Raw genomic sequence first — 24,484 nt, 5'->3', positions numbered from 1 at the left:
CAAGCGGCATGCCGGTATCCGGGGAAAGACCTGGTCTCGCCCCGGTCCAGCTCGCGTGTGTGGTTCGCGCCCGAATTGCGCCGTTCTGATGCGGCGTGGACGGGCGTGTTCAACGCTGTCAGCGGTCGGAACCGTATCAGGGCGGGATAGAGCTCCGCCCTTCAGCCACCTCTTCTCTAGCAGTCCTTTGCGGGTCCCTTACCTGCGGGGCTCGTTGGGGGTGTATATCGCCGTCGGGTCGATCGGGTCGTCCCCGCGGTAGGAGTTCGGGTCGAGCCTGACCGTCGAGTCCGCCGGCTGGCCGCCGCTCCAGCCCGCGGGCGCCTGGTGGGTCGGCTGGTAGGCCTGCGGCTCGTACGGGTTCGGCTGGCCGGGCTGGTGCTGGCCCTGCTGCGGCGCCTGGTGCTGGGGCTGGGGCTGGTGGGCCTGCTGCTGGGGCGGCTGCTGCGGGTGGCCGAACGGGTCGTCGTACGGGTTCGGCTGGCTGGTGTAGTCCGGCACGCGCAGGTCGGGCTGGGTGCCGATGATGCCTGACTGGTACGTCTCCGCCTGCTGGTAGGCGTCGAGCAGCTGCTGCGAGCGCGGGTCCACGGGCGGGTCGGGCTCCTGGGGGGACCCGAACTCGTGGCCGGAGTACCCCGTGAACGGCTGGCCGCCCTGCTGCGGGGACTGCTGGTCGAACGCCGGCGGCTGGTCGTAGTAGGGCTGCTGGGCCTGGTCGGCCTGGGGGTAGGGGACGCTCGGCGCGGTCTCGCCCGAGGAGTAGGGCTGGCCGAACCCTCCGGACTGGCCCGCCTGGGGCTGGCTGTCCGCCTGCGGCGTGTACGGGGCGTACGCGTTGGGCTGGCTGTCGGCGGGGGCGTACGGGTTCGGCTGGGCGTAGACGTCGGGCTGGCTCTCGGCCGGGGCGTACGGGTTGGGCGGGGGGTACGTGTTGGGCAGGCTGTCGGCGGGCACGTACGGGGCGGGCTGGTACTCCTGGGGCTTGAACCCGGCGTCCGGCGAGGTCTCACCGGAGGTGTACGCGGCCTGCTGGGCCTGGGGGGCGTAGGGGTCCTGGGCGTGGGCGGGCGTGGCGTACGGGTCCTGTCCCTGGCCGGGCGGCACGTACTGCTCCTGCGACCGCACGGGCGGCGCCGCGTACGGGTCCTGGGCCTGCGGCGCGAACTGGTCCGGTGCCTGCGCGGGCGGCGCGTACTGGTCCTGGACGGGCGGAGTCGCGTACGCGCCCTGAGGGGGCGGGGCGTATTGGTCCTGCGCGGGCGGCGCGAACTCCTGCGCGGGCGGAGTCGCGTACGCGCCCTGGGCGGGCGCGGCGTACTGGTCCTGGGCGGAGGGGGCGTAGGCGTCCTGAGCGGGCGGAGCGTACTGGTCCTGGACGGGCGGGACGTAGGCGTCCTGAGCGGGCGGAGCGTACTGGTCCTGGACGGGCGGGACGTAGGCGTCCTGAGCGGGCGGAGCGTACTGGTCCTGGACGGGCGCGGCGTACTGGTCCTGGGCCGGGGCCTGTTGGGGGAAGGCCGGCTCGTGGTTCTGGTCGCGGTCCGCGGGGGCGGCCGGGAGCGCGGCCCTCGGCTGCTGGGACGGGGGCTGCGGCTGGTAGGCCTCCTGCCCCTGCTGCGCGAATCCGGGAACGCCCTGGGACGGAGGCTGCTGGGCGTACTCCTGCGACGGAGGCTGGGGAGCGTATTCCTGGGGCGGCGGCTGGGGGGCGTACTCCTGGGGCGGCGGCTGCTGGGCGAACCCCGGCATCGGCTGGCCCTGCGAAGGCGGCTGCTGGCCGTAGCCCGGCATCGGCTGGCCCTGGGACGGAGGCTGCTGGCCGTACCCCTGCTGCTGGCCGAAGTCGGGCTGCTGCCCGTACCCCTGCTGGCCGAAGCCCTGCGGGCCGTACCCCGGCGGGAAGCCCTGCGGGTAGCCGGTGGGCTTGCGCTCGGGCAGGACCTGGGGCAGCAGGTAGACCAGCGCGATGACGGTCAGCGCGAGCTGGGGCGCGCCGCCGAGCACGAACTCCACGGTGGAGCGCGCGCCCCGGTCCGCGAACAGCCCCAGCAGCAGCGACAGCGCGCCGAACAGGGTGGCCAGCCCCAGGAACGCCGCGGCGCCGTACGCCGCGATCTTGGCCTTGGGCGAGGGCGGGCCGACCTTGGTGAGCAGCAGCACCGCGCCGAGCAGCAGCGCGGTCACCACGGGGCTGGTCAGGCCCCCGAAGTACGTGGCGGCGCGCTCGGTGATCGTGAAGCTGTCGGACGAGCCGATGAAGATCCGGCCGAGCGTGACCAGGATGTCCAGACCGCCGGCGGCCAGCATGATCCAGGCGGCCGGCTCTCTCAACCGGGCGACGTCAAGCTTGTTCACAACTACCCCCATCAGACCCTTTAGCCCGAAGGGAGTTTGCCATATCGTGGCAAAGACCGCTTCGATCACAGGTCGCGCGTTGGTCTCAATGCGCGCCCTTCCTCCCGCTTGCCCCGGCTCAGGGGAAGGGACAAAAGGGCACGATGCAAGACTGACCGCATGCACATCGTGTCCCTCGCCGGCGGCATCGGCGGCGCCCGTTTCCTGCGCGGGCTGCGCGCCACCGCCCCGGACGACCAGATCACCGTGATCGGCAACACCGGTGACGACATCACCCTGTTCGGCCTGCGGGTCTGCCCCGATCTCGACACCGTCATGTACACCCTGGGCGGCGGCATCAACGAGGAACAGGGCTGGGGCCGCCTGGACGAGACCCACGTGGTCAAGGAGGAGCTGGCCGCGTACGGGGTCGAACCGCAGTGGTTCGGGCTGGGCGACCGCGACTTCGCCACCCACATCGTGCGCTCCCAGATGCTGGAGGCCGGCTTCCCGCTTTCCCAGATCACCCAGGCCCTCTGCACCCGCTGGCAGCCGGGGGTGCGGCTGCTGCCGATGACCGACGACCGGTGCGAGACGCACGTGGTCATCTCCGACGAGCGGGGCAGGCGCGCCGTCCACTTCCAGGAGTGGTGGGTCCGGCTGCGCGCCTCGGTCCCGGCGGAGTCGTTCGCGCTGGTCGGCGTCGACGCCGCCAAGCCCGCGCCGGGCGTGCTGGAGGCCATCGCCGAGGCCGACCTGGTGATCCTGCCGCCGTCCAACCCGGTGGTCAGCATCGGGACGATCCTCCAGGTCCCGGGCATCCGCGAGGCGCTGCTGGCGAAGACCGTGGTGGGCGTCTCGCCCATCATCGGCGGCGCCCCGGTGCGCGGCATGGCCGACGCCTGCCTGACGGCGATCGGGGTGGAGACCAGCGCCCAGGCGGTGCTGGAGCTGTACGGCGCCGAGCTGGTCGACGGCTGGCTGGTGGCGCCCGAGGACTCCGGGGTGGAGCTGGAAGGCGTCCGGGTGGCGGCCCGGCCCCTTCTCATGACCGACCAGGACGCGGCGGCCGCCATCGCCCGCGCCGCCCTCGACCTCGCGCAGGAGCTCTCCCGATGACCGCTGACCCCACCCTCTCCGCGGCCGAGCGGCTGGAGGTGTTCGGCGTGCCCGGCCTCGGCGAGGTGCGCCCCGGAGACGACCTGGCCGCCCTGCTGGCGGACGCGGACGTGCGTGACGGCGACATCGTCGTCGTCACGTCCAAGATCGTGAGCAAGGCGGAGGGCCGCGTCCGCGAGGCCCCCGACCGGGCCAAGGCCATCGAGGACGAGACCGTCCGGGTGGTCGCCAGGCGCGGCGACACGGTGATCTCGCAGACCCGCCACGGCTTCGTCATGGCCGCCGCCGGGGTCGACGCGTCCAACACCGCCGCCGGCACCGTCCTGCTGCTCCCCGAGGATCCCGACGCCTCGGCGCGCCGGATCAGGTCCGGTCTGGGCCGCCGCGTCGGAGTGATCGTCTCCGACACGTTCGGCCGGCCGTGGCGGAACGGACTGACCGACGTGGCCATCGGCGTGGCAGGGATGCTCCCGCTGGCCGACTTCCGCGGCGGCGCCGACACCCACGGCAACCCGCTCAGCGCCACCGTGACGGCCCTGGCCGACGAGATCGCCGCCGCGGCCGAGCTGGTCAAGGGCAAGCTCGACGGGGTCCCCGTGGCGATCGTGCGCGGGCTGTCGCACCTGGTGACCGAGGACGACGGCCCAGGGGTCCGGCCGCTGGTGCGGCCCGCCGACGAGGACATGTTCCGGTACGGGTCACGCGACGTGGTCTTCGCCCGCCGGACGATCAGGGCGTTCGCCGACCGGCCGGTGGATCCGCAGGCGGTGCGGCGGGCCGTGGCGGCGGGCATCGCCGCCCCCGCGCCGCACCACACGACGCCGTGGCGGTTCGTGCTGGTGGAGTCGGCGGAGACCCGGGTGCGGCTGCTCGACGCCATGCGGGAGGCGTGGATCGCCGACCTGCGCGGCGACGGGTTCACCGAGGAGTCGATCGCCAAGCGGATCAGGCGCGGCGACGTGCTGCGCGACGCGCCCTACCTGGTGGTCCCGTGCCTGGTGATGGAGGGCTCGCACACGTACCGCGACGAGCGGCGCAACGCGGCGGAGCGGGAGATGTTCGTGGTGGCGACGGGCGCCGGGGTGCAGAACTTCCTGGTCCAGCTCGCCGTCGAGGGGCTGGGCTCGGCGTGGGTGTCGTCGACCATGTTCTGCCGCCCGGTGGTGCGTGAGGTGCTCGACCTGCCGGAGGCGTGGGACCCGATGGGATGCGTCGCGGTGGGCCACGCCGCCGCTCCCCCGCGCGACCGGGCGCCGCGCGACGCCGCGGACTTCACGGTGACGCGTTGATCCGGCGCGGCAGGGGTCACGTATCTCTCACTGACTGGCTTTCTCATGAATAGTCACGAATCGGTTCACTGTTAGGAAACTTTCCTTTACATTGGGCGCACCCCCCAAGGTAAAGGAGCCACTCGATGCGAAGGATGCTCACAGTACTGTCGGTGGCGGCGCTCGCCTCCGCCACCACGGTCGTCTCCGCCGCCCCCGCCCTGGCCCACGGGTACGTGAACGCGCCGCCCAGCCGGCAGGCCCACTGCGCGCAGGGCCGGGTCTCCGGCTGCGGCGACATCATCTACGAGCCGCAGAGCGTGGAAGGCCAGAAGGGCCAGCGCAACTGCCACGGCGGCGTCGCCCGGTTCGCCCAGCTCAGCGACGAGAGCAAGAACTGGCCCGTCACCTCGGTCGGCACCACGGTCAACTTCAACTGGACGCTGACCGCCCGCCACGCCACCAGCACCTGGGAGTACTACATCGGCGCCAACCGCGTCGCCGTGTTCAACGACGGCGGCCGGCAGCCCGCCGCCCAGGTCAGCCACACCGTGAACCTGTCGGGCTACAGCGGCAAGCAGAAGGTCCTGGCCATCTGGAACATCGCCGACACCCCCATGGCCTTCTACGCCTGCATCGACCTGCAGATCGGCGGCGGCGGCAACCCGAACCCCACCCCGACCCCGACACCCACCCCCACGCCCACCACTCCGACCCCGACCCCGACGCCCACCTCGAACCCGGGCGGCACCTGGAAGGCCGGCACCGCGTACGCGGTCGGCTCCACCGTGACCTACGGCGGCGCCACCTACCGCTGCATCCAGGCGCACACCGCCCTCACCGGCTGGGAGCCGCCGAACGTGCCCGCCCTCTGGCAGCGCGTCTGACGATCCCGTGAGCCGAAGGGGGCGCCCCGCACGGCGCCCCCTTCTTCACGCCCCCGGCTTGCAGGTGGGGTGGCAGAGGCGGCGGGCCAGGGCTGCGAGGAAGACGTCGATGATCTCGCCGGGCTGCTGGGCCACGTGCAGCGAGCCGTTGGTGGCGGCGGTGATGGCCGTCAGGCCGTCGCGGTCCACGTCGTCGCCGAAGGCGATGACGATGATCTGCACCGGCCGGTCCGGCTTCCACTCCCCGCGCAGCCGGTCCAGCAGGGCCTGCCGCTTGACGCCGCGGCCGTCGTCCTTCCCGGCGGTGATCACCAGGAGCGTGTTGTTCATCTCCTCGCGGTACTCGCCGCCGACCTCGCGGAAGCCGCCGAGTATCGCGTCGTAGAGCGAGCTGTCGCGGTCCGGGTCGGCCTTCATCGTGGTGGTCAGCCGGTTCAGCTCGCCGCGCCGGACGAGCTGGCCGGACTCCGGCTCGTTGATCGGCCCCAGGCCGACCCGCTCGCGGTAGCCGTGCAGGCCGCCGGCCCGGTGCGCGAACTCCCACAGCCCCATGTGCGTGGACTCGGGGAAGAGCTGGAGCCCGATCCTGGCCGCCTCCAGCGCGACCTCGGCCTTGGTTGTGCCCTTCAGCTTCTCCGCCATGTGCCTGGAGGTGTCGGTCAGCACGAGGATGTTCGTCGGCGGGGCGAGCCTGCTCCACGCCCGCAGCGCCTCGTCGATGTCCTCGGGCGACACCGACGGGCGCAGCTTCGGGGTCGCCTGCGGGATCTCCGGGCCCGGCGAGATCGGCCCGTGCGCGCCGTCCCCCGACCGGAAACCCGCCCGGCGCACGATCTCCTGCGCCTCGGCGTCCGCCAGCCAGCCGGCGAACGCCTTGGACGCCTCGGCCACGACCGGGTCGGTGGCGGTCACCACGTACGGGTAGTCGAGCGTGATCGTGCCCTCGCGCGGGTGCAGCGCGACCACCGGGTCGTCCGACGGGGCGCGGTTGTGGTGCCACACCGACTGCTCGGGCACGATGACGACCGGCCGCTGCCAGAACGTGCGGTCGTCCACGGCGGTCAGCATGCTCCGGTAGTCGGGCGCCGACCCGGCCTGCGCCCACCGGACGAACGCGGTCAGCGCCTTGTCCGCCTCCGGGCCCGTACCGACCACGTCGCGGGCGGCGGCGACGGTGGCGATGCCGGCGCCCGCCAGCGACGGGTCGGGCACGCGGACGACGTCGGGCTCGTTCTCCGTGGGCGCGAGCCGGCCCCGGACGGTGGCCGGGAACACCATCCGCCAGTTCATCTCCGTCTTGCCGATGGCGAACCGCTCGGCCAGCGACGAGCGGGTGGCGAACACCAGCGGCGAGGTGGCCACCACGGTCTCGCCGCCCGGCAGCGCGCCGGCCCCCTGGTCGCGAGCGAGCCGGATCCAGGCGGACGAGTCGGCCACCCACCCGTCCGGCCGCTCGCGCAGCACGCCCACCTTGTCGCCGATGAGCGTGCGTAAGACCGTGGCCGGAGGCTGCTCGGTCACCTGGACGAGCACGCACCGGCCGCCGGCCGTGGTCTTCGTCTCGTTGAACCGCCCGGCCGCCTCCATGACGGCGGGGGCCACGTCCACCGCGGCCGCCACGTCGACCAGAACAGGCTCTCGCGTGGCGCACACGGCCGCGCCGCCGCCGAACACCAGGACGATCGCCGCCGCGAGCACGGCCACCACGGTCGTGCCCGCCAGCACGCCGCGCCACAGCGCCCGGCTCCGCCTCTGCTGGGGGGACAGCGCGGCGCGGTGTCGGCCCAAACGCACGGTGAAACCTCTCTCCGAAGGGGGTGCCGATGCTCCCAGTGCCTCCCAGAGCGGACGCCAGTCTAACTAGAACTGGTTATATCTACGCCAGGGGCAGCACCCTGCGCACGCTCTGGCACACGCCGTCGCTGGCCGCGGCGGCGGCCAGCCGCTCCGCGCTGGGCACGCCGTACTCGGTGGTGCGCTGGCGGACCGGCCGCCCGGTCACCTCCACCATGGCCCGCAGCTCGCTGATGGTCTTGTACGAGCCGTTCTCCGACCCGGCCATCCGGCTGATGGTCTCCTCCATGAGGGTGCCGCCCAGGTCGTTCACGCCGCCCTGGAGCACCTGGCGGCACAGGTCGTCCCTGAGCTTGACCCAGGAGCACTGGATGTTGCGGATCGCGCCGTGCAGCAGGATCCTGGCCAGCGCGTGCACGGCGCGGTTCTCCTGCGCGGTGGGGCCGGGCCTGGCCACGCCCGCCAGATAGATGGGCGCGCTGGTGTGCACGAACGGCAGCAGCACGAACTCGGAGAAGCCGCCGGTCTCCTCCTGCAGCCGCCTGATCAGCTTGATGTGCCGCACCCAGTGCAGGTGGTTGTCCACGTGCCCGTACATCATCGTGGCGGTGGTCGGGATGCCGACCCGGTGGGCCGTCGTGACGACGTCGATCCACTCGGCGGCGGGCAGCTTGCCCTTGGTGAGCACCCAGCGCACGTCGTCGTCGAGGATCTCGGCGGCGGTCCCGGGCAGCGAGTCGACCCCGGCCTCGCGGGCGCCGTGCAGCCACTCCTCGACGGACAGGTTCGCCCGGCTGGCGCCGTTGATCACTTCCATCGGAGAGAAGGCGTGCACGTGCATGTCCGGTGTGCGCGCCTTGACCGCCCTGGCGATGTCGAAGTACGCGGTGCCGGGCAGGTCGGGGTGGATGCCGCCCTGCATGCACACCTCGGTGGCGCCCGCCTGCCAGCCCTCCTCCGCCCGGTCTGCCACCTGCTCCAGGCTGAGCGTGTACGCGTCGGCGTCCGTCCTGCGCTGGGCGAAGGCGCAGAACCGGCAGCCGGTGTAGCAGACGTTGGTGAAGTTGATGTTCCTGTTGACCACGTAGGTCACGTCGTCGCCGGCCGCCTCCCTGCGCAGCGCGTCGGCGATCCCGGCCAGCTCCTCCAGCGCCTCGCCGTCGGCCGACAGCAGGGCCACGGCCTCGTCGTCGGTGAGCCCGGCGGGGTCGCTCGCGGCCCTGCCCAGCGCCTTCCTGATCTCGGCGGGCGTCCCGCCGCCGCCGGTCGCGGCGGGGAGGCGGTCGCGCAGGGCCTCCCAGTCGCCGTACACGTGGTCGAAGTCGTCCCGCCGGTCGTGGGTGCGGCCCGTGGTGTCGACCTCGACGTGCAGGTCCACCCGCCCGCCTGGGGCGAACCCGCCGTCGGGCTCCTGCCAGGGCAGTCCCTCCGGGATCGCGCCCTCCCTGGCCAGCCCGGTCTCCGGCTCCGCCAGCGCGGCCACGTGCGCCGCCAGCCGCGGGTCCAGCCACGGCTCGCCCGCCCGGACGTACTCGGGATAGATCGTCAGCCTCTCCCTGAGCCGGAACCCCGACTCGGCGGTACGCGTCGCCAGCTCGTCGATCTGCGGCCACGGCCGCTCCGGGTTCACGTGGTCCGGGGTCAGCGGCGACACGCCGCCCCAGTCGTCGATCCCGGCCCGGATCATGAGCGCGTACTCGGCGTCGACCAGGTTCGGCGGCGCCTGGACGCGTGCCTTCGGCCCGAGGACGAGCCGGGTGACGGCGATGGTGGCGGCCAGCTCCTCCAGGTCGGCGTCCGGCAGCCCGCGCATCGCCGTGTCCGGCTTGGCGCGGAAGTTCTGCACGATGACCTCCTGGACGCCGCCGTACTCGCGGGCCACCCGGCGGATCGCGAAGATCGACTCGGCCCGGTCCTCGATCGTCTCCCCGATGCCGATGAGGATGCCGGTGGTGAACGGCACGTTGCTGCGCCCCGCGTCCTCCAGCACCCGCAGCCGCACCGCCGGGTCCTTGTCCGGCGACCCGTAGTGGGGCTGCCCCTTCTCCTCGAACAGGCGCCGCGACGTGGTCTCCAGCATCATGCCCATGGACGGGGACACCGGCTTGAGTCGCTGCAGGTCACGCCAGCTCAGCACGCCCGGGTTGAGGTGCGGCAGCAGCCCGGTCTCCTCCAGCACCCTGATCGCCATCGCGCGCACGTACGAGAGCGTGTCGTCGTAGCCGTGCGCGTCGAGCCACTCGCGGGCCTGGTGCCAGCGGTCCTCCGGCCGGTCGCCCAGCGTGAACAGCGCCTCCTTGCAACCCAGCGCGGCACCCTGCCGGGCGATCTCCAGCACCTCGTCGGGGGACAGGAACGGCGACGGCAGCTTGTGCGGGGCGGTCGCGAACGTGCAGTAGCCGCAGCGATCCCGGCACAACCTGGTCAGGGGGATGAACACCTTACGGCTGTAGGTGATGGTCCCGGCACGGCCGACGGCCTCCAGGCCCGCGTCCCGTACCCGGGAGGCGTGCCCGAGCAGGGCGTCGAGATGCTCACCCCGCGCGTGCAGCAGCACGACGGCCTCGGTGAGGTCGAGCGCCTTGCCGTCACGGGCGCGGGCGAGAGCGCGGCGAAGGGCCGAATCACTGACAACGGTCATAGGCAGACCTTACTCAGGGGAACTTCGCAAAGCGGACGCCCGGTACCGCAGAACCGCGGTCAGAACGACCGGTAGTCCCTGGCGGCCATCCGGGGGCCGCGGGCCGGCGGGCGGCGGCCGGTCAGCGTGATGAACAGACCGGCCCGGTGGCGATGGCCGAGATACGGCTCCAGTAGGCGCAGCATGCCCGGGTCGTCGGTCTTCTCCCCCGTCAGCGCGTACCCCACGATCTTGGCAAGGTGGAAGTCGCCGACGCTGATCGCGTCGGGGTCGCCGAAGACCCGCTGGCGCACCTCCGCCGACGTCCACACCCCGATGCCCGGCAACGCCCGCAGCAGCCGGTCGAGCTCCTCGCTGGTGGCCGCCGCCTCCAGCTTGGCGGCGTGCCAGGCGGCGGTCGCGATCGTCTTCGCGCGCACGGTCTCCGCGCCCGACCGGTGCCAGTGCCAGGCCGGGATCTCGCGCCACACCGACGGCTCCGGCGCCACCCGCATGCCCTCCGGGGCCGGCCCCGGCGCGGACTCGCCGTAGCGACCCAGCAGCCACCGCCACGCCCGCCAGGCCTCCTGGCCGACGACCTTCTGCTCCAGCACCGCGGGCACCAGGGCCTCCATGACCCGGCCCGTCCTGCCGATCCGCAACCCCGCGTGCCTGCGCACCGCCTCGCGCAGGATCTCGTGCCTGGCCTCGAACCCGGAGACGTCGTCGTCGGCGCCGAGCAGCGCCGGCAGCCCGTCGAGCATCCACTCGGCCCCCGGCCCCCAGGCCTGCCCGCGCACCTGCCCGCCCGCCACCGACACCCGCAGCGTGGCGATCCCTCCGGGGGTGCGGCAGGTGCGCCAGATCGCGCCGTCGGGCGTCTGCCGCCAGGCCGGGTCGCCGCCGCCCCGCTTGTGCGGCGCCAGCGCCAGGCCCACGTCCAGCGGCCCGTCCGGAACCCAGCTACGCTCCCTCACCCGTCCAGTCTGCCGTGCCCCCGCAGCTCAGCGCACCATCACGAAGGCGCACGGCCCGTCACTCCCGCACCAGCTCATCCGTACGAAGGCGCACGGCCGGTCACTCGTCGCTGGAGTAGCGGATCGCGCGCTCCGGCAGCTCCACCCCGGGCCAGACGCGCACCCCGGCCAGCAGCTCGTTGCCCGGCCCCACGACGGCGCCGTCGCCGATCACCGCGTCGCGCACCACCGCGCCGCCGCGGACCCGCGCGCACCGGCCCAGGACCGAGTCGGTGACGACGGCGCCGGGCTCCACCACGGACTCCTCGCACAGCACGGAGCCGGTCACCGTGGCGCCCGCTCCGACCACCGCGCCTTCGCAGACGGACGTGCCGCCCTGCACCTTGGCCTCCGGCGAGACCGACGAGCCCGGCAGCGCCAGGAACTCGCCCGTGGCCCCCGGCATCGCGGGCGACTCCAGCCGGCCGAGCACCAGGTCACGCGAGCCCTGCACGAACGCGGCCGGCGTGCCGACGTCCAGCCAGTAGGTGCGGGTGGCGTAACCGAGCACGGGCCGCCCCGACTCGATCAGGGCGGGGAACGTCTCGCGCTCCACCGACACCACCTCGTCGCGCGGGATCTCGTCGATGACCGACCGGGTGAACACGTAACAGCCGGCGTTGATCCGGTTCGTCACCGGGTTAGGCGTCTTCTCCAGGAACGCCGTCACCCGCCCCTCGTCGTCGGTGGGCACGCAACCGAACCGGGCCGGATCTTCCACCTCCGTCAAATGGAGCGTTACAGCGGCCTGGCGCGCCAGGTGGAGGCGCACCTGCTCGCCGATGTCGTGACCCGACAGAATGTCGCCGTTGAGCACCAGGACCGGATCCGATGGCCCCGAGCCGAGCGCCTGGGCCGCGTTGCGGATCGCGCCGCCGGTGCCGAGCGGGGTCTCCTCCGTCATGTACTCCAGGGAGAGCCCCAGCGCCGACCCGTCGCCGAAGACCGGCTCGAACATCGCCGCCTTGTAAGACGTCGCGAAGACGATCCGGCGCACCCCGAACGCGCGGGCGCGCGCCAGCTGGTGGGCCAGGAACGGCACCCCCGCCGTCGGCAGCAGCGGCTTCGGCGTGCCGAGAGTCAACGGGTGCAGGCGCGTGCCACGGCCTCCGACCAGGAGTATCGCCTCGAGGTCTGGCAAAGAGCTGCTCTCCATAGTTGTGGGAGGTTACCGAACTATTCCGTCGCGCGTTGGAAGGCGCACAGGTGTGCCTCGGCCGAAGCTTCCCAGGTGAACTCGCGTGCCCTCCGCAGCCCCGCCTCGCTGAGCCGCCTCCTCCTCTCGGGCGAGGCCAGCAGGTCGGCGAGCCCTGCGGCGATGCTGCCGGCGTCGGGCTCGGTGTAGGCGACGGCGTCGCCGCCGACCTCCGGCAGTGACGTGCGGTGGGTGGTGAGCACCGGGGCCCCGCAGGCCATCGCCTCCAGCACCGGGAGCCCGAACCCCTCGCCCCGCGACGGGAACGCCACCACGAGCGCGCCGCCGAGGAACCCCGCCAGGTCCGGCGCGCCCAGGAAGCCCGGCCGCACCACCTTGACCGTGGCCTCCACCTCGCGGCAGGCCGCGTCGACGTCGTCCTCGTGCACCCCGCCGCCGAGCACCAGGGCCGGCGGCGTCTCCAGGTCCTTGACCGCCGTGGCGAAGCCGCGGATCAGGTTGGGCACGTTCTTGCGCGGCTCCAGCGCGCCCAGGAACGCGACGTACGGCTGCCCGTGCAGCCCGCACCGGCTGGCCGCCCGCCGGGTCTCCTCCTCGGAGGGCGGGTGGAACTGGCTCTGGTCGACCCCGTGGTAGGCGACGTCGATGCGGGTCGGGTCGGCGTGGAGGACGCGCACGAGCTCGTCCCTGGTCGCCTTGGACGGCACGATCACCCGGTTGGCGTGGCGCACGGCGGTGCGGGTCGCGGAGCGGAAGAACGAGGCCTTGGCCGGGCTGTACTGCTCGGGCTCGGTGAACCAGGTGACGTCGTGCACCGTCACCACGGTCGGCAGGCCCGAGCGGAGCGGGATGGAGTAGTAGGGGGCGTGGATCACGTCGGCCCCGGCCTGGCGGGCGAGCAGCGGCAGGCCGGTCTGCTCCCAGGTGAGCCTGGCCGCGCGATTCGTGATCGAGACGGGACCGGGGAGGACGCGCGCGGACGGGGCGAGGCGTCTGTAACGGGCGGCGTCGGCCCGCTGGCAGACCACCGCCAGGTCGGCGCCCGCCCGGTCGAGCGCCGCCACCAAGCCGTCGACATATCTGATCAGTGCGCCGCGGTCGGCGGGAACCGCCGCCGCGTCGACGAGCACTCGAGGCATTACGTGATCTTCTCCCCTCAAGATCAACGTGGGACCCGGCGGCCCCCCTCTTCTTCCACCTTATGACCAGCGTCCCCCAAAACGTGCGCCAAATCACACGGAGGAACGCCGCGCTGACAATCCGGCCACACCGGCGCAGATCAGGTCACCCAACACGATCACCACGCGGGAGCTGAGCGCGACCGCGATGGCCGGTCCGGCCGGCATCACCGGCGCCAGCGCCGCCACCATGGCCACCTCCCTGACTCCCGCCCCTGCGGGCACCACGAACGTCATGATGCCCAGGCACCACGACAGCGCGAACGCCCCGACGGCGAAGACCACCCCGCCCTGCGGGGCGACGAAGTAGAGGTGGATCCCGTAACAGGCCCAGCCCGCGAACGCCCAGCCGAGCGCGGCGAGCATCCCCTTACGGGTGAGTGGCCGCTCCAGCGGCGGCCGCTTCAGCCTGCGCAGCCCGTAGCCGATCACCGCGTTGATCACCTTGGGCTCCAGCAGCACGAGCAGCGCCGGCACCAGGAGCAGCAGCCACCCGAACCGGTCCCAGCCCAGCGTGGCGAACGCCACCAGCAGCCCGCTGGCGAGCTGGACCGGCATCATCAGGAAGAACGCCGCCGCGCTCCTGGCCCGCGGCACCCCGAGGTCGCGGCCCATCTCCATCTGCGCGAGCATCGGCCAGACGGCCCCCGGGATGTACTTGCCGAGCTGGCCCACGAAGAACACCTTGGCCGCACTCCGTACGGGAAGCCGCGACCCCAGGTCGGCCAGCAGCGTCCGCCACGTCAGCATCGCGCCCAGCAGCGCCGCCACCACGGCGGCCAGCGAGGCTCCGACCATGCCCGGCGTCAGCTGCCGGAACCCGGCGGCGACCTCCTCCCACCGCGACGCCACCGCCCAGGCCCCGAACCCGAGCGCCACGACGAGGAACCCGCCCCGCACGGCCGTCCGCCACCCCCGCCGCCTGGCGGGCACGGCACGCGGCTCTCCGCCGGACGGTATGGACGGCGACGCCTCGGACCGGGGGACGTCCGTCACAGCGGCCGGACCCGTTCGGGGGGCTGCGGGAGCGCGGGGCCCGCGGGCGGGCGTGGGGTCTTGGTCGCGACCCAGAGGTACGTGGGAACGAGGGGAAGCAGCAGCCGGAGCGCCGCCCGGGGGGTGCGGGCCAGGAGAGCGCGCGCCACGCGGCCCGGGACGCCGGAGAACAGCTCGCCGCCCGCGAACCGCTCCGGCGTCGCGAGCACGGGGAACGTGTAGTCCCACACGTGGAAGGCGCGTAGCATCCTGCGCAGCCCGCGCCGGGTGCGGAACCGCTCGTAGTAGTGGTCGGCCCGCCCGGACGCGCGCACGTAGCGGTCGGCGAGCGAGGGCGGCAGGTAGGACAGGAACGGCAGCTTGTAGTGCGGCTCCATGACGCCCAGCCGGTTGCCCAGCCCGAGGTAGAGCACGCCCTCGTCGGAGAGCACCCGGCGCATCTCGGCCACCACCGCGTCGGGGTCGACCACGTGCTCGTAGATGTGGTTGAACACCAGCACGTCGATCGACCCGTCGGGGAACGGCAGCGCCGTGCCGTCGCCGCAGACGAACGCCACCCGCTCGCCGAACCGGTCGGCCGCCCTGCGCAGCCCGGGCACGTCGATGTCGACGCCGAGCGTGTGCTTGGCCCCCGCCGCGGCCAGCTCGTCGGCGATGAACCCGGCCGAGCAGCCGACGTCGCCCACGGTCAGCCCGCCGAGCGGCCCGTGGAAGTGCTCCAGCACCGCGATGATCTTCGCGGCCTTGCGCCGGCGCTTCTCCTCGTCGAGCATCGCCGCCTGGAACTCGGAGTAGGCCAGCTGCGCGACCCGTTGCTTCCCCACGACGCCCAACAGTACCCGCGCCCGCCGCGACCATCAGTCGATCCGGCTTTGGTACGGTGCCCGCCAGTGCGAACCACCATTAAGCGGGTGCTCTATGGCTTTTCTGGACATGATCCGCGGCGAATTCATCGACATCATCGAATGGCTCGACGACAGCCGTGACACGATCGTGTGGCGCTTCCCCCGGCACGACAACGAGATCAAGATGGGCGCCAAGCTGGTGGTCCGGGAGTCCCAGGTGGCGGTGTTCGTCAACGAGGGCCACATCGCCGACGCGTTCCCGCCCGGCACGTTCACGCTGCAGACGCGCAACCTGCCCGTCCTGTCCACGCTCAAGGGCTGGAAGTACGGCTTCGACTCGCCGTTCAAGGCCGAGGTGTACTTCGTCAGCACCCGGCGGTTCACCGACTTCAAGTGGGGCACGCAGAACCCGATCATGCTGCGCGACCCGGAGTTCGGCCCGGTGCGGCTGCGGGCGTTCGGCTCCTACTCGGTCCAGGTCACCGAGCCGATGAGCCTGCTGCGCGAACTGGCAGGCACCGACCAGCGCTTCCGCACCGAGGAGGTCGAGGGCTACCTGCGGCAGACGATCGTCGGCCGGCTGGCGGGCGCGCTCGGCGCGGCGCAGGTGCCGGTGCTGGACCTGGCCGCCGACCAGCACGCCATGGGACAGAAGCTGGCCGACATCCTCTCCGCCGACCTGTCCACCGTGGGGCTGTCGATCCCGAACTTCTCCTTCGAGAACATCTCGTTCCCGCCCGAGGTGGAGAAGGCGCTGGACAAGCGCACCCAGATGGGCCTGGCCGGCGACCTGGGCCAGTACACGAGGTTCCAGGCGGCCAACGCGCTGGAGAACGCGGGCGGCGCCGGCGAGGGCATGGGCCTCGGCATGGGCATCGCGGCCGGCCAGCAGATGGCGGCCTCTCTGAGCCAGCCCGCCCAGCAGCCGCCGCCGCTCCCCCAGCGGCACCAGTGGTTCCTCGGCGTCGGCGGCGAGCGGCGCGGCCCGTTCGACGAGGCCGGACTGGCCGCCGCCGGGCTCACCCCCGACGCGCTGGTGTGGCGGGCCGGCATGGCCCAGTGGGCGCCCGCCCGCGACGTCCCCGAACTGGCCGCCCTGCTGCACAACACCCCGCCGCCGCTCCCGCCGTCCTGACCGGCTCCCTCGTCCTCACCGCCCCGGCGCCCCGTACGGAAAGACCCGCGATGACCTCGCTCACCCCCACCACCCACCCCTGCGGGGGCTGCGGCGCGAGCGTCCAGTACGCGCCCGGCACCAGCGTGCTGCGCTGCCCGTACTGCGGCCACGAGCAGCCGATCGCCGCCCCCACCCGGCACGTACGCGAGCACTCCTACGACGCGTTCCTGGCCAAGCCCCGCGTCCAGGCCATCGCGCCGAACCAGTTCACCTGCCCGGGCTGCGGCGCCCGCACCGAGAGCGACGCGATCTCCAAGGACTGCCAGTTCTGCGGCACCGCGCTGGTCGCGGGCAGCACCGGCGACGAGATCGCGCCGGAGGCCGTGCTGCCGTTCGCGCTCGACAAGGGAGCCGCCCGCGACGCGCTCCGCACGTGGACCAGGTCCCGCTGGTTCGCCCCGAACCGCCTCAAGAAGGTCACCGAGGCGGAGTCGATGAAGAGCACCTACCTGCCCCACTGGACGTTCGACGCGAGCACCTTCTCCCACTACTCCGGCCAGCGCGGCGTCCACTACTGGGTCACCGAGACCTATACGGACAACGGCCAGACCAAGACCCGCCGGGTGCGCAAGACCCGCTGGTACCCGGCCAGCGGCTCGGTGACCAGGGCGTTCGACGACGTGCTGGTCTCGGCCACCGCCCGGGTGCCCATGGAGCGGCTGGACGCGCTGGAGCCGTGGCCGCTGGAGCGCGCGGTGGCGTTCGAGCCCGGCTTCGTCGCCGGCCACCACAGCCTGCGCTACGACGCCGGACCCGAGGCGGGCCTGGAGAACGCCAAGGGCAAGATGGCCGAGGTGATCGCCGCCGACTGCAAGCGCGACATCGGCGGCGACGTGCAGCGCCTGCACAGCGTCGACACCCGCTACGCGGACGTCACGTTCAAGCTGGTGCTGCTGCCGGTCTGGGTCGGCTCCTACCTGTATGGAGGCAGGCCGTACCAGGTGCTGGTCAACGGGGTGGGCGGCGAGGTGCAGGGCGATCGCCCGTACAGCGCCGTGAAGATCACCCTGGCGGTGCTGGCGGCGGTGGCGCTGGTCGCGCTCGTCGTCTCGCTGTTCGTGATGCGGTAACTGGCTTTCACCTGGGCGGACACCGTACCCTTGCGTGATGTTCCGCCGCCTGCTGCGCATCGTCCTCGCGCTGGTCGCGCTCGGGTTCCTGGGCTACGGCCTGGCGGCCAACTGGGCCGACACCACGGCGGCGGTCGCCGAGATCCCGCTGTGGGCGGTCGCCGGCGCGTTCGCCGCCGTGCTGCTCGGCCAGTTCTGCATGCTGCTCGCCTGGCGGCAGGTGCTGGCCGGGCTGGGCTCGCCGCTGCCGGTGCGGACCGCGGGGCGCATCATGTTCGTGGGCCAGATGGGCAAGTACATCCCCGGCGCGATCTGGGCGTACGCGGCGATGATGGACCTGGGCCGCGACCACGGCAGCCCGCCGCGCCGCACGTTCGCGTGCATCTCGCTGGCGCTGGTGATCAACCTGGGCGTCGGCATCGCGATCGCCGCCGCCACGCTGGCCACCCAGGAGGTGGTGCGGCAGGCGTGGTACCTGCTGCTCCTGCTGCCGGTGATCGCCGTCTGCATGCATCCGAAGATCCTCACCTGGGGGCTCAACCTGGCGCTGCGGCTGGCCCGCCGCGACACGCTCGACTCCGTGCTGCCCGGCCGCACAGTCCTGGTCGCGGCCGCCTGGACGGTGCTCGGCTGGCTCGTGTACGGGCTCCACACGTGGATGCTCGCGGGCCGCTGGGACCTGTACGTGATCGCGACCGGCGCCTACGCGTTCGCCTGGTCGACCGGGCTGCTCGCGTTCCTGGTGCCGGCCGGGGTGGGCGTGCGGGAGGGCGCGCTCGTGCTGGTGCTCCACCCGATCCTCGGCACCGGCCCTGCGCTCGCGGTGGCGGTGGTGTCGCGGCTGGTGTTCACGCTCGCCGACGTGACGGCCGCCGGGCTGGCGTTCCTGCTGGGCCGTCAGCCGAGCAGGGTGGCGGTGTACGAGGCCCAGAACGGGTCGGGGTCGACGGCCTTGACCCCCGACCGCAACCTCTCGGGCTCCCCCGAGGCGTAGAACCGCTCGATCGCGTCACGGAGCGCGCCGGCGCTGCCCGGCTCCACGAGCAGCCCGTCGACGCCGTCGGTGACATGGTCGGCGAGCGCCCCCACCCGGGTGGCGATCACCGGCACGCCGTGCTCGTGCGCGAGCCACACGTTCTGGCTGGCGGTGGCGCTGCGGTAGGGCAGCACCAGCGCGTCGGCCCCGGCGAACAGCGCCGGCACGTCCTCGGCCGCGACGTAGCCGGGCCGCAGGTCCACCCGGTCGGCCAGGCCCAGCTCGCCGACCAGCGCCTTCGTCTCGTCGAGCCCGCCCCAGAACTCCCCGGCCACGGTCAGCGACACCCCCGCGGGCAGCGCCCGCAGCAGCAGGTCAAGCCCCTTGTACGGGCGCACGATGCCGAAGAACAGCAGCCGCCGGTGCACCCGGTCGGACCGGGCGCCGTGGGTGGACGGCAGGTGCGGCGGCAGCGCGGCCACCCGCACCGGCCTGGTGGTCAGCTCGCGGGCCACCCCCGCCTGCTGCTCGGAGTGGGTGAGCACCACCCCCGCCCGCCTGAGCAACGCCTTCATCAGCGGCCGGTCGTACGGCTTGCGCTCGTGCGGCAGCACGTTGTGGCAGAGCGCGACCGTCCGGGCCCGGCCCCGCAGCCCGGCCAGGATCGCCAGGTAGGGCGGCACCTGCACCGGGCTGAGCACGGCCAGGACCACCAGGTCGGCGGCGCGCAGCCGCCGCCCGGCGGCCACCCACCCATCGGGCCTGCGCCAGTCGAGCTCGCGCAGCACCTTCGGGTACGGGACGCCTTCCGGCGCGTCGATCGTCTGCTGCCCCGGGTAGAGGAACGACGGGTACTGCGCCCGCCAGGACTCGATGACCACGTCGTGGCCGAGCGCGGCCAGCCGGTGCGCCAGCTCGGTGGTGTGCTGCGCCCCGCCGCCCTTGTACGGGTAGGTGGGGCCGACGATCGCGACGCGCACGCTCAGTCTCCCCGCGACCGCACGATCAGGTCGGCCAGCAGCGCCACCGAACCGATCAGCATCCCGGACAGGAAGATCATGACGGTGTTTGCCGGGAAGTAGAACGGGTGCTGGATCATGTCCCACGCGCCCTTCACGAGCCCGATGCCGACCAGCCAGAGCGCCGGCGGCATGAGCACCTTGAGCGGGTTGAAGTACATGATCATCCGCAGCACCTGCAGGATGTAGCGGTAGGCGTCGGAGACGAAGCTGAACTTCGACTTCCCCGCCCGCTTGGCGTAGCCGATCGGCAGGTAGTAGACGTCGTGCTGGTTGGACAGGAACGACAGCGTGATCGTCGTGACGCAGGAGAACCCGGGCGGCAGCAGGCGCAGGTAGGGCTTGGCCACCGACTTGCGGAAGGCCCGCAGCCCCGAGTTGAGGTCGGGGATCTTCTGCCCGGCGAGCATCTCGGCGACCTTGCGGATCACCCACTTGGCGGGCACCCGCAGCAGCTTGTGGGACCCCTCCTCGCTGGTGCGCGCCCCGACGACCTGGTCGATCGTCGGGTCCTTGTCGAGGATCTGCACCAGCTCGGGGATGCGCTCGTTGGGGTAGGTCATGTCGGCGTCGGTCCAGACGACGATCTCGCCCCTGGCCTCCTGCGTGCCGATCCTGCGCACGGTGCCGGAGCCGCCGTTGCGGTGGAAGGCCCGGATGCGCAGGTGGGGGTAGAGCGGCGCGGCCTCCTTGAGCCTGGCCAGCGTCTCGTCGGTCGAGCAGTCGTCGACGGCGACCAGCTCGTAGGTGTAGCCGCTCGAGTCCATCGCCTTGGTGATGCGGTCGACCTCGTCGATGACATGGTCCTGCTCGTTGTAACAGGGCAGGACGATGGTGACGTACGGGGTTTCCTCATCCACGGCGGGTCCACCTTGCTGCGGGGGCTCTGAGCGTTCTCACGTGGGACGAGGGTACTCTGCCCGGTCCGTGGCCGAGTGCACATCACAGGTCAAGGCAGGGCCATCCACACGTTGATCCGCAGTGACCAGGTGCCGTCGGGCGCCTCGGTGAGCGACCGCTCGTCCTGCCGGGTGACCAGCCCGATCAGCTGCGTGGCCGGACCGTACGGGGCCACCTGCCCCTCCTCGGCGGCCAGCACGACCGGGGTGCGCCCGGCGGCCCGCACCCGCTCGACCAGGCGGCGCACGTCGGACTCCGGCGCGGTGTCGCCCTCCACCTGGCGCACCTCCGCGGCCGGGACGCCGCAGGCGCCGCGGACGACCTGCGTGTACCGGTCGGCGGTGACCCGTTCGGCGATGAGCACCGAGGCGTCCGGCGGGATGCGCGCGCACATGGCGGCGACCGCGGCCGCCTCGCCCCGCCCGACGGGCGTGAACGCGGTGCCGATCGAGGTCACGGCCGGCGGCACGACCAGGAGCAGCGCGCAGACCGGCACGACCCAGCCGCGCCACCTGCCCTCTCCCGCCCGCTCGCGCAGCCGCTCCGCCCCCCACACGGCCAGCAGGATCACGCCGGGGATCACCACCGGCACCAGGCGGCGCGCGGCCCACGGGTGGTCGGGGGTGATCGCCGGGCGGAGCAGCGTGGTGAGCGTGGCCCAGCCGATGACCGCCAGCGGCAGCAGCCATGGCAGGCCGCGGCCGCGCAGCAGCCGGTGCGTCAGCACGGCCGCGGCCAGCGTGGCGAGCACGAGCGCCGGGACGCCCACGTACCACGCCACCCAGTGCAGGGTGTGCTCGAAGTACAGGCGGGTGCCGTCGATCGGCAGGCCGTTGGCCTTCTGGATCTGCTCGATGAAGGTGGCGGTGAGCCGGTCGTCGACGTTGTCGGGGACCCGGCGCACGGTCACCAGCCAGGGCCGCACCGCCAGCCCGGCCATGGTCAGGGCCACCAGCGTCGCCCCAGCCGCCGGCAGCCAGCCCGGCGGTCTGAGCCTGGCCAGCAGCGGGGCGGCCACCGTACCGGCGAGCGTCAGCACCAGGACGGCGGCGCAGATCAGCAGCAGCGGCCGCATCGAGCTGGACAGGTACGTCAGGTAGGGCCGCGACAGTCCGTAACCGGCGGCCAGGCCGAGGCCCGCCCCGGCGGCGAGCCCGGCCAGCAGCGGCGGCCCCAGCCCTCCGTGGCGGCCGGGCGACCGGCGGCCCATCGCGACGAGCAGGCCGGCGAACGCCAGCACGGGCAGCACGTCACGCAGGCCGTCCACCCGCACCAGCACGGCCAGCCCGAGCGTCAGCCCGCCCAGCGCGGCCCCGATCCGCCGCCCGTGCCCGTACAGGGCGTCGTGCACCAGCGCCAGCCCGCCGAGCAGCAGGAGCATCGACGGGATCTCGCTGAAGGTGGCGCGCGAGGTGTAGATGATCGGCATGCAGCAGGCGAACGCCAGCGCCGCCACCGGGGCCCAGCGCCCGCCGGCCAGCCGGGCCGCCAGCCCGGCCACGGCGAGCACCGCCAGCGCCCCCAGCACGACCGGGGCCAGGAACAGCCCGCCCAGCCACTCCCCGAGCGCGAACAGCATCGGCGCGCCCGGCATGAACTGCGGCACCACGGAGTCGCCGACGGCGTAGAAGCCGACACTCTCGAAGATCAGCGACGGGTCGGCCCCGCCGAACGCCTCCGGCCGCGCGGGGATCGGCAGCGATCCCTCCCGCGCCAGCCAGATGGCGTACTGCGCGTAGGTGGACGGGTCACGCCGGACGGCGAGCTGCTCACCGTGCATGACCCCGTTGAACACCCCGGCCCCCGCCGCGACCGCCACAGCAGCGGCCACCTGCCCCACCGTGGCCCGCACGGTGTCGACCGGCCCGTGTCCGTCGGCGTCCTCCGCCACGCTGACCAGCCCGCGCGTGCCCGCCCAGCACAGCAGCCCCGCCATGGCCAGCCCGAGCGGGATCGCCACCACCGGCCGGTAGACGCCGAACGCGAGCAGCGGCAGCGCCGCCAGCAGCCACCCGGCCACGGCCAGCGCGGGCAGCACCGAGAGCGCCGCGAGCACCCGGCCCGCCGGCGGCCTCCGCATCGGGTCCAACCAGGCGATTCCCATCGGTGAGCGAGCGTATCCAACCTCAAGCCGACGGCACGCCAGGCAGCGCCGAGAACCCACCAATCATGATCACACCAAACCCCCGCCCCCAGCACACGATGACGAAAGCCAAGACCAAAGGGACGAGTCACGGGTCCACCCCACCTACGGCGGGTCGGGCAGGCCGAAGGCTTGCTATCGGCGCCCAGCCCGAGGGGTTTCCCAAAAGGCTTTTGAGTGTCCACCCCACCTACGGCGGAAAACAGAAGAAGGAGACCCCAGCCCGAGCAGGTGACCACGGCAGCACACGACGTGGCCGGCTTGGGATACCGGCAGGGCGGGCGGGGCCGGTCACGTACGTGACGGGGGGGGGGAAGATCGGGAGGGCGCGGGGGCCGGTAGCGAACGCGGCGGGACGGAAGAAGACCCAGCGCCGCGACGTGACGGGAGACAAGGAACCGGTTTGAGATGACGGCACCGCGGGCGGGGGCCGGTAGCGTACGCGGCGTGGGGGGAGATCGGGAGGGCGCGCGGCGAGCAGCCGCTCGCGTGCGCGGCGTGGTGGATGAGCGGGCCGGGTTCGGGCGGCACGGGTGGTTTCTGGCGGTCCTGGCGATCGGCGCCGCGCTGCGGGTGGTCACGATGCTCGGTTACCGGCCGGCGCTGTGGTTCCCCGACTCCTACACCTACGTGGTCACCGTCCTGCGCCCCCGGCCCGATCTGGTGCGCCCGGCGGGCTACTCGATGTTCATGAAGCTGCTGGAGCCGCTGCACTCCTTCGGCGCGGTCACCGCCGCCCAGCACCTGCTGGGGCTGGCCACCGGGGTGCTGGTCTACTGGGCCGCGGCGCGGCACACCCGGAGGTGGATCGCGACGCTGGCCGCCGCCCCCGTGCTGGTGGAGCCGTACCAGATCGAGCTGGAGCACCTGCTCGTCTCCGACACGCTGTTCATGTTCCTGGTCGTCGCCGCCGTCGCGCTCGCGCTCGCCGGACGGCCCAAGGCGGTCACGATCGGGCTGCTGCTGGCCGCCGCCTCGCTCACCAGGACCGTCGGGCAGCCGTTGATCGTGGTGCTGGTGGCCTGGTTCTTGCTGCGCCGTCAGATCAGGCCGGCCTGGATCATGCTGGTGGCCGCGGTGGTCCCGATCCTCGCGTACGGGGGCTGGTTCTACGCCACCTACCAGCGGGTCGGCGTCATCGGCGCGAACGGCGTCTTCCTCTACGCCCGCACGATGTCGTTCGCCGACTGCGCCGAGATGGACCCGCCGCCCGACCTGCGGGTGCTGTGCGACCCGCGCCCCGCCGACCAGCGGCCGCCGTCGCAGGAGTACATCTGGGCCAGGGACGCGCCGATCGTGGCCCTGCCCGGCATCACGTTCACGAAGGAGACCGACGACCTGGCCATGCGCTTCGCGCTGCTGGCGATCCGCACGCAGCCGCTCGACTACGCCGGCTCGGTGCTGGCGGAGCTGGGCCGCTCGTTCGTGTGGGGCCGCCCGGTCTACCCCGACCAGGAGATCTACGGCTACTACCAGTTCCCCGAGACCCCGCCGGGGCCGCCGGGCCGCTACCCGGCGCAGGTCGGCACCGAGTTCGCCAAGCGCTACGAGCAGGGCCCGATCGGCACCTCGATCGTGGAGCCGTACGCCGGGTGGATGCGCGCCTACCAGGACGTGGCGCGGATCCCCGGCACGGTCCTGCTGGTGATCCTGCTCGTGCCGCCCGCCGCCGTGGCGTGGCGGGCATTCCGGTACGGGCGAGGCCCGGGTTCCCCTCGTGCCCTGTGGCTGCTGCCCTGGTCGGTGGCCGTGGTGTTGTTGATCACTCCGGCGGCCGTGGCCGAGTTCGACTACCGGTACGTGCTGCCGGCGGTGCCGCTCGCCTGCCTGGCGGCGGCGCTGGCCTGCGGGAACGGTAGAGAATTTACTGATCTTATTCCACGAAATGTCCAACTCTGAGTATGCTTTGCCCCGGTATCATCACCGCTGGGTCACGGTCGATTCCTCCAGTCATGGCTGCGGCGACGCCGCCGGTGACCTAGT

18 protein-coding genes are annotated in these 24,484 nt (G+C 72.8%); 7 read left to right on the top strand and 11 right to left on the bottom strand.

From position 1 onward, the window contains the following. Positions 1-198 precede the first annotated feature (198 nt). Positions 199-2,358 carry a hypothetical protein gene (locus AB0K05_RS01815; protein ID WP_364225687.1) on the bottom strand — a complete coding sequence of 720 codons (2,160 nt, stop codon included), beginning with the start codon at positions 2,356-2,358 and terminating at the stop codon, positions 199-201. A gap of 159 nt (positions 2,359-2,517) precedes the next feature. Here AB0K05_RS01815 and cofD point away from each other — a divergent pair, with 159 nt between their 5' ends. The 3 genes from cofD (at position 2,518) to AB0K05_RS01800 (ending at position 5,611) form a co-directional block, all read left to right on the top strand. Then, a complete protein-coding gene (gene cofD / locus AB0K05_RS01810) occupies positions 2,518-3,456 on the top strand; it encodes a 2-phospho-L-lactate transferase (RefSeq protein WP_271276897.1) in 939 nt (312 codons plus the stop codon). After that, entirely contained in the window at positions 3,453-4,745 is a 1,293-nt protein-coding gene (locus AB0K05_RS01805) for a coenzyme F420-0:L-glutamate ligase (protein ID WP_364225684.1), read from the top strand. Before cofD ends, AB0K05_RS01805 begins: the two co-directional genes overlap by 4 nt. A 125-nt stretch (positions 4,746-4,870) precedes the next feature. Continuing rightward, entirely contained in the window at positions 4,871-5,611 is a 741-nt protein-coding gene (locus AB0K05_RS01800) for a lytic polysaccharide monooxygenase (RefSeq protein ID WP_364225681.1), read from the top strand. A gap of 45 nt (positions 5,612-5,656) precedes the next feature. Here AB0K05_RS01800 and AB0K05_RS01795 read toward each other — a convergent pair whose 3' ends face one another. From AB0K05_RS01795 to AB0K05_RS01765, 7 genes are all read right to left on the bottom strand, one after another. Next, the gene (locus AB0K05_RS01795) at positions 5,657-7,405 is read right to left on the bottom strand and encodes a substrate-binding and VWA domain-containing protein (protein ID WP_364225678.1); all 1,749 of its coding nucleotides are present in this window, start codon (positions 7,403-7,405) and stop codon (positions 5,657-5,659) included. Positions 7,406-7,487: 82 nt separating this feature from the next. Further along, a complete protein-coding gene (locus AB0K05_RS01790) occupies positions 7,488-10,046 on the bottom strand; it encodes a bifunctional FO biosynthesis protein CofGH (protein ID WP_364225675.1) in 2,559 nt (852 codons plus the stop codon). 59 nt (positions 10,047-10,105) lie between these two features. Next, complete coding sequence (locus AB0K05_RS01785) at positions 10,106-11,002, bottom strand: DNA-3-methyladenine glycosylase 2 family protein (RefSeq protein WP_364225672.1); 897 nt, start codon at positions 11,000-11,002, stop codon at positions 10,106-10,108. Between the two features lie 100 nt (positions 11,003-11,102). Then, positions 11,103-12,197 (bottom strand): NDP-sugar synthase, encoded by a 1,095-nt coding sequence (locus AB0K05_RS01780; RefSeq protein ID WP_364225669.1) that lies wholly within the window; start codon positions 12,195-12,197, stop codon positions 11,103-11,105. A 20-nt stretch (positions 12,198-12,217) separates the two neighbouring features. After that, positions 12,218-13,336 carry a glycosyltransferase family 1 protein gene (locus AB0K05_RS01775; RefSeq protein ID WP_148037076.1) on the bottom strand — a complete coding sequence of 373 codons (1,119 nt, stop codon included), beginning with the start codon at positions 13,334-13,336 and terminating at the stop codon, positions 12,218-12,220. 93 nt (positions 13,337-13,429) lie between these two features. After that, positions 13,430-14,371 carry a lysylphosphatidylglycerol synthase transmembrane domain-containing protein gene (locus AB0K05_RS01770; protein ID WP_364225666.1) on the bottom strand — a complete coding sequence of 314 codons (942 nt, stop codon included), beginning with the start codon at positions 14,369-14,371 and terminating at the stop codon, positions 13,430-13,432. Continuing rightward, entirely contained in the window at positions 14,368-15,195 is an 828-nt protein-coding gene (locus AB0K05_RS01765; RefSeq protein WP_219543579.1) for a class I SAM-dependent methyltransferase, read from the bottom strand. Before AB0K05_RS01765 ends, AB0K05_RS01770 begins: the two co-directional genes overlap by 4 nt. Before the next feature lie 109 nt (positions 15,196-15,304). Between AB0K05_RS01765 and AB0K05_RS01760 the strand changes: the two genes are divergently transcribed. The 3 genes from AB0K05_RS01760 to AB0K05_RS01750 are packed head-to-tail and all read left to right on the top strand — an operon-like array spanning position 15,305 to position 18,457. Further along, the gene (locus AB0K05_RS01760) at positions 15,305-16,351 is read left to right on the top strand and encodes an SPFH domain-containing protein (RefSeq protein WP_271276905.1); all 1,047 of its coding nucleotides are present in this window, start codon (positions 15,305-15,307) and stop codon (positions 16,349-16,351) included. A gap of 50 nt (positions 16,352-16,401) precedes the next feature. Continuing rightward, entirely contained in the window at positions 16,402-17,463 is a 1,062-nt protein-coding gene (locus tag AB0K05_RS01755; protein ID WP_271276906.1) for a hypothetical protein, read from the top strand. A 37-nt stretch (positions 17,464-17,500) separates the two neighbouring features. Continuing rightward, the gene (locus AB0K05_RS01750; RefSeq protein WP_148037071.1) at positions 17,501-18,457 is read left to right on the top strand and encodes a lysylphosphatidylglycerol synthase transmembrane domain-containing protein; all 957 of its coding nucleotides are present in this window, start codon (positions 17,501-17,503) and stop codon (positions 18,455-18,457) included. On the opposite strand, the gene AB0K05_RS01745 is transcribed toward AB0K05_RS01750, so the two are convergent. The 3 genes from AB0K05_RS01745 to AB0K05_RS01735 form a co-directional block, all read right to left on the bottom strand. After that, a complete protein-coding gene (locus AB0K05_RS01745; protein ID WP_364225659.1) occupies positions 18,361-19,419 on the bottom strand; it encodes a glycosyltransferase family 4 protein in 1,059 nt (352 codons plus the stop codon). The genes AB0K05_RS01750 and AB0K05_RS01745 overlap by 97 nt on opposite strands. A gap of 2 nt (positions 19,420-19,421) precedes the next feature. After that, a complete protein-coding gene (locus tag AB0K05_RS01740) occupies positions 19,422-20,318 on the bottom strand; it encodes a glycosyltransferase family 2 protein (protein ID WP_148037069.1) in 897 nt (298 codons plus the stop codon). An 89-nt stretch (positions 20,319-20,407) separates the two neighbouring features. Beyond that, on the bottom strand, positions 20,408-22,438 hold the full coding sequence (locus tag AB0K05_RS01735; protein ID WP_364225656.1) for a hypothetical protein: 2,031 nt from the start codon (positions 22,436-22,438) through the stop codon (positions 20,408-20,410). A 510-nt stretch (positions 22,439-22,948) separates the two neighbouring features. On the opposite strand from AB0K05_RS01735, the gene AB0K05_RS01730 reads away from it, so the two are divergent. Further along, positions 22,949-24,400, top strand: coding sequence for a hypothetical protein (locus AB0K05_RS01730; protein WP_364225653.1), 1,452 nt, complete (start codon positions 22,949-22,951; stop codon positions 24,398-24,400). Positions 24,401-24,484 lie beyond the last annotated feature (84 nt).

This window comes from Nonomuraea sp. NPDC049486 (assembly GCF_040676925.1).
Classification (GTDB): Bacteria; Actinomycetota; Actinomycetes; order Streptosporangiales; family Streptosporangiaceae; genus Nonomuraea; species Nonomuraea ferruginea.
Note: the sequence above shows the minus strand (reverse complement) of the source record. Positions and strands in the feature narration are given on the sequence as shown.